We start from the raw sequence: 5,447 nt of genomic DNA, 5'->3' as shown, positions 1-5,447 counted from the left end.
AAAAAACACTACGCTTGTTTTGAGACAATTTTTGAGGTTGCGCTGATAAATTTAGCACAGCATAGATTTTGATTGAAATTGCTAGTAACTGCAAGCAAAAACAGTCTGCCGCGCAAAATTTTTTCGCCTGCTCGCAGTTGCGACTGCAAGGGAAGCAAAGCTACGCAAAAAGCACTCAAAAGACAAGATTTTATTTCAAAATCCTAGGCAGCGTGATGCCCTCCTGCGCCTGATACTTACCCTTTTTATCCGCATACGTCACCTCGCACGGCTCGTCGCCCTCGATAAATAGCACCTGCGCGATGCCTTCGTTCGCGTAAATTTTAGCCGGCAGCGGCGTCGTGTTTGAAATTTCGATCGTGATGTGCCCCTTAAATCCGGGCTCAAAAGGCGTGACGTTTACGATGATGCCGCAGCGAGCATAGGTGCTTTTGCCTAGGCAGATGGCTAGCACGTTATCGGGCATGTTAAAGTACTCGATCGTGCGCGCTAGAGCGAATGAATTTGGCGGGACGATGCACACGTCGCCTTTAAAGTCCACCACGTTTTTCTCGTCGAAATTTTTTGGATCAACGACGGTGCCGCCGATATTCGTAAAGATTTTAAACTCGTCGCCCACGCGGATATCGTAGCCGTAGCTAGACACTCCGTAGCTAACCACGCCGCGTCCGACTTGCTCCTCGGCAAACGGCACTATCATTTGCCACTCCAAGCTCATTTGTCTTATCCATCTATCGCTTTTTAAGCCCATTTTAAGTCCTTTTTTATCGGGATTATAGCATATTTTTTATCTGCGTCCTCGTAAAAAATAGCGTTAAATTTTAAAAAGCGAGTTAATAAATTCATAAAAATTTCGCTACAATATCCGCGAATTTTAAAATTTTAGGAGAATTTTATGAAAAAAGAAGACATTAAAGAATTGATCGAGTTCTTTAACCAAATGGATATGAATAAGATCAAAATTAAAGACGGAGATTTCGAGGTCGAGCTTGAAAAATTCGCCGATTGTTGCGAGCTTCCGGCTCCGGCTCCCGTCGTTCAAGCGCCCGCTCCGGCTCCCGTTAATGTCGTCGTAAATTCCGAGGTAAAATCCGCCGCAACGCCTAAGAATACGATAAATTCGCCTATGGTGGGTACCTTCTACGCTGCTCCAAGCCCCGGCGCGGCGCCTTTCGTAAAAGTAGGCCAGCGCGTAAGAAAAGGCGATACGATCGGTATAATCGAAGCTATGAAGATAATGAACGAGATCGAGGCGGAATTCGACTGTACGATTACGGAAATGCTCGTAGCCGACGGACAGCCCGTGGAATTCGGTATGGCGCTATTCGGGGTGGAGAAAAATTAAGATGGAAATAAAAAGAGTACTAATCGCAAACCGCGGCGAAATCGCGCTGCGAGCTTTGCGAACGATAAAGGAAATGGGTAAAGAAGCCATCGTGGTCTACTCTACCGCCGATCGCGACGCGCTTTACGTAAAATACGCCGACGCTGCTATTTGTATCGGTAATCCGCGCTCAAGCGATAGCTATTTAAACATCCCCGCTATTATCAGCGCCGCCGAGATTAGCGATGCCGACGCGATATTCCCCGGTTACGGGTTTTTAAGCGAAAATCAAAATTTCGTAGAAATTTGCGCCCATCACAAGCTAAAATTTATCGGACCTAGCGTAGAGGCTATGGCGCTAATGAGCGATAAAAGCAAAGCCAAACAGATGATGCAGCGCGCGGGCGTGCCGGTAATACCGGGCTCCGACGGTGCGGTATCGGATACTAAAGTCGCAAAAAAACTAGCCAAAGAGATAGGCTATCCGATAATCTTAAAGGCTGCGGCCGGCGGCGGTGGGCGCGGTATGCGCGTAGTCGAACGCGAAGAGGATTTAGAAAAGGCGTTTTGGTCGGCCGAGAGCGAAGCTATGAGCGCATTCGGCGACGGAACGATGTACATGGAAAAATACATCCTAAACCCGCGCCACATCGAAGTTCAGATCATCGGCGACAGCCACGGCAACGTCCTGCATATCGGCGAGCGCGACTGCTCTATGCAGCGCCGCCATCAAAAACTAATCGAAGAAAGCCCCGCGATCTTGCTCGACGACGCGACGCGCGCTAGGTTGCACGAGACGGCGATCCGCGCGGCGAAGGCGATTAACTACGAGGGAGCGGGGACGTTTGAGTTTTTAGTCGATAAAAATTTGGACTTTTACTTCATCGAGATGAACACCCGCTTGCAAGTCGAGCACTGCGTTAGCGAGATGGTAAGCGGACTTGATATAGTGGAGTGGATGATTCGCGTGGCGCAAGGCGAGAAGCTGCCGAGTCAAGATAGTATCGAATTTAATGGCCATGCGCTAGAATGCCGCATAACCGCCGAAGATCCAAAGACCTTCACCCCCTGCCCCGGCAAGATAACCAAGTACGTTTGCCCCGGCGGTCGCAACGTGCGCATGGATAGCCACATCTATCAAGATTACTCGATCCCTCCGTTTTACGATAGCATGATCGGCAAGCTTATCGTCTGGGACGTCGATCGTAACCGCGCGATCCATAAAATGAAGGTGGCACTCGAACAGCTCGTGGTGCACGGCATTAAAACTACGCGCGATTTTCACATCGCGATGATGGAAAATCCGGACTTTATCAACAATAACTACGATACGAATTATCTATCGAGGCATTAACTACGCTCTTGCGATTTGCGGCGCATCGCCTTTTTGGAACTTTTGGAGATTCTCTCGTCTACGGCGCCGCGTTATCGGTTTTAAACGAGAGAAAATTTCGCGTCGGTAAATCGCTTCGCCGCGCTAGCGTCCGCGGCGTATCGCTCGTTTGAGGCGCAGCGCGAAATAAGCAAAATTTACGCTGACCCGCCGTATAATTCTCAAACTAAAATTTCGTAAAATTTTTAAAGGAAGCGAATGCGCAAAATTTTACTCTTTATTTTTGCGGGCGTTAGCGTTTGGGCGTTCTCGCCTAGCGCGCTAGTTAAGGACGCAAGAGCGCAGATCGGCGTTACCTTACGCTACGATCCGTCTTACTCGCGCATCGACTATCCTATGGGCGACGTAGCGGCGGAAAAGGGCGTTTGCTCCGACGTCGTCGTGCGCGCGCTGCGAACCCAGGGGATTGATTTACAGCGCCTAATCCACGAGGATATGCGCGCGAATTTCGCCGCCTATCCGCGCAGATGGGGCGCAAAAACGACCGACCGCAACATCGACCATCGCCGCGTGCTAAATATCGCGACCTATCTTACGCGCAAGGGTTATGCCGTTCGGGACGAGTTCGCGGCGGGCGATATCGTAACGTGGGATCTGGGCGGCGGGCTAACTCATATAGGCATCGTAAGCGACCTCCGGAAAGGCGATACGCCGCTAATCATCCACAACATAGGGCGCGGGACGCAAGAGGAGGATATTTTGCGCAAATTTAAAATTACGGGGCATTTTAGGATTTATTAAATCGCTCTAAATTTTACTTAAAACGTTGAAATTTGCGTATATTAGGGCAAATGCGGCTTGCTAAAATTTTTGCTTTTGTAAAGGCTTGCGACGACTATGCAATATTCGCCGTATCGTAGCCTTGAAATGCGCGCGGTTAATCGGTGCGCGACTTAAATAAGACCGAAAGGGTTTTTATCTCGGCGATTTAGTCCGAACAAGACAGTGGAGCAATCAAAAAAGGGTCGGCAAGCCTGCGCTCGGGATCGGCTTTTGCCGCGGCGGACGGAGGAGCGAAAAAGCGCGTTTGCGCCTAATTTACCGTTATTACGAGGCGGCGGCAAAGCGTATCGCAACGTTAGTTTACCGATCGCTAGCGCAGCCAAATAGCAACTACGCACCGATAAAATAGGCTAAAATACGGCCCGCATTCAAACTATAAATTTATAAGTCGCAGTGCCGTAAAAACGGCGTTTTTACCCATTAAAAGAAGTAAAATTTTAATCTATTTTTAGTAAAATTTAATCTTATTATAACATATTTTTTAAAATAAGATGTCTAATATTAAATTTTAAATGACGATATCATTTAAAAAAACCGCCCTTTGTTTAACTTCTTTCGGCAGATACTTCGCATAGGAGCGATAAGTCTCGTTCAAGTCCTTATGCCCCATCATTTTACAGCCCACCCACATAGGTTCCTCGCCGCGGCTCAGCATGACGGAAGCAAAGGAGTGTCTAGTATCATAAAGCCTGCGAGTATTGTAACCAAGTTTTACTTGCAAATCATTAAATTTAAGCCGCATCATAGACCGAGAAAGCCTAAAAATCCGCTGGCTTTTGTCGCCGCTATCAAGCTTTATGAGTTCATTATAGACGATTTGCAGCATATCGATCGTGCGGTTGCTGGATTTAGTTTTCGGCGAATCCACGATGCCGACGTCCGAAAGCGTTTTATTTATCCGGATTTGCCTATTTTCAAAGTCTAGATCGCCGAAAGTAAGAGCTAAAATTTCACCGGTTCGAGCGCCAGTAAAGAACGCCACGACCAAAAACAGCCGCAGCTCGTCGTCAGCGTTTTTAATGAGTTTCAAAATTTCATCAAGGCTAAACGGCGGAAATTTTTCATCCTCCAATTCATCGAGGTGTTGCTTAAATCTAGGGATAAAAAACGGATTTTTGGAGATTATGTCATTACTTACGGCATATCGAAAAATCATCTTAAAAAAGGAGCAATAGCCGCTAATAGAGCTATCCTTTAATCCTTTATTCTTACAAAATTTAACGAATTCTACGCTGTGATACCTCTCAAAATCGGCTAGGTAGAAGATACCATTAGTGTTTAAAAATTCCGTGATCGTATGGCTCATAATCACGTAAAGCCGCCTAGTTTTATCCTTTAAAAACGACTTCTCGGCAAGGAGACGATCGATCACGCTATCAAAGCTAAACTCACTAGAATTTTTAATAGCGCCGGCGTCTTTCTCCCCTTTTCTAAGGAGCCTGTCGGTTTGTAAGTCCTCGAGTTCGCGATACCGGCGTTTAGCCTCCGCGATATCGGATTTAGAGCCGAGAAATAAATCGTAATTTTTACGAACGAAATCAAACGCCAAAGGTGACTTTTTAAGACCCGTAGCACGGCGAATTCTAACGCCGTCCCTTTGACAATCGATATAAAAACGTCCGTGTTGCACGTAGATATTTTTATTTTTTTCTAAATTTTTCATACGAGTAACTTTATCAAAATTTAATTAAAAGTAAGCGAAAAGTCGCCGCCTTTAAGGTTAAAATTTTTTGAAATAAAATTTTTTTGCTTAAAGTGCGATTTTACGGAGATTGAAATTCTCAAAACAAGCAAAAAATCAATTAAGAAAAGCGATTTTTTACAAAATCTCGCTAATAATTAATTTTTATTTTTAAGTTCTATATAATAAAATACCCATAAAACAAAATCGTTATCGCCATTAATTCAATTAAGTAAAAGTTACATAAAAAGTTTAAGCTTTTACAA

The 5,447-nt window shown here is 45.7% G+C and carries 5 protein-coding genes; 3 read left to right on the top strand and 2 right to left on the bottom strand.

The genetic code is table 11. The features are described 5' to 3' along the window. Nucleotides 1-190 precede the first annotated feature (190 nt). On the bottom strand, nucleotides 191-751 hold the full coding sequence (dcd, locus tag QZ147_RS08035; protein ID WP_295149086.1) for a dCTP deaminase: 561 nt from the start codon (nucleotides 749-751) through the stop codon (nucleotides 191-193). Nucleotides 752-895: 144 nt separating this feature from the next. Between dcd and accB the strand changes: the two genes are divergently transcribed. From accB to QZ147_RS08020, 3 genes are all read left to right on the top strand, one after another. Further along, on the top strand, nucleotides 896-1,345 hold the full coding sequence (accB, locus tag QZ147_RS08030; protein WP_295149082.1) for an acetyl-CoA carboxylase biotin carboxyl carrier protein: 450 nt from the start codon (nucleotides 896-898) through the stop codon (nucleotides 1,343-1,345). A 1-nt stretch (nucleotide 1,346) separates the two neighbouring features. After that, nucleotides 1,347-2,678, top strand: a complete 1,332-nt coding sequence (locus tag QZ147_RS08025; RefSeq protein WP_295149080.1) for an acetyl-CoA carboxylase biotin carboxylase subunit — start codon at nucleotides 1,347-1,349, stop codon at nucleotides 2,676-2,678. 237 nt (nucleotides 2,679-2,915) lie between these two features. Beyond that, nucleotides 2,916-3,458: a DUF1287 domain-containing protein gene (locus QZ147_RS08020; protein ID WP_295149077.1), complete on the top strand. Its 543-nt coding sequence runs from the start codon at nucleotides 2,916-2,918 to the stop codon at nucleotides 3,456-3,458. 550 nt (nucleotides 3,459-4,008) lie between these two features. Here QZ147_RS08020 and QZ147_RS08015 read toward each other — a convergent pair. After that, nucleotides 4,009-5,163 (bottom strand): tyrosine-type recombinase/integrase, encoded by a 1,155-nt coding sequence (locus QZ147_RS08015; RefSeq protein ID WP_002953805.1) that lies wholly within the window; start codon nucleotides 5,161-5,163, stop codon nucleotides 4,009-4,011. Nucleotides 5,164-5,447: the final 284 nt, after the last annotated feature.

This window comes from uncultured Campylobacter sp. (assembly GCF_905371695.1).
Classification (GTDB): domain Bacteria; phylum Campylobacterota; class Campylobacteria; order Campylobacterales; family Campylobacteraceae; genus Campylobacter_A.
This window is presented reverse-complemented; position numbering and strand designations above follow the sequence as displayed.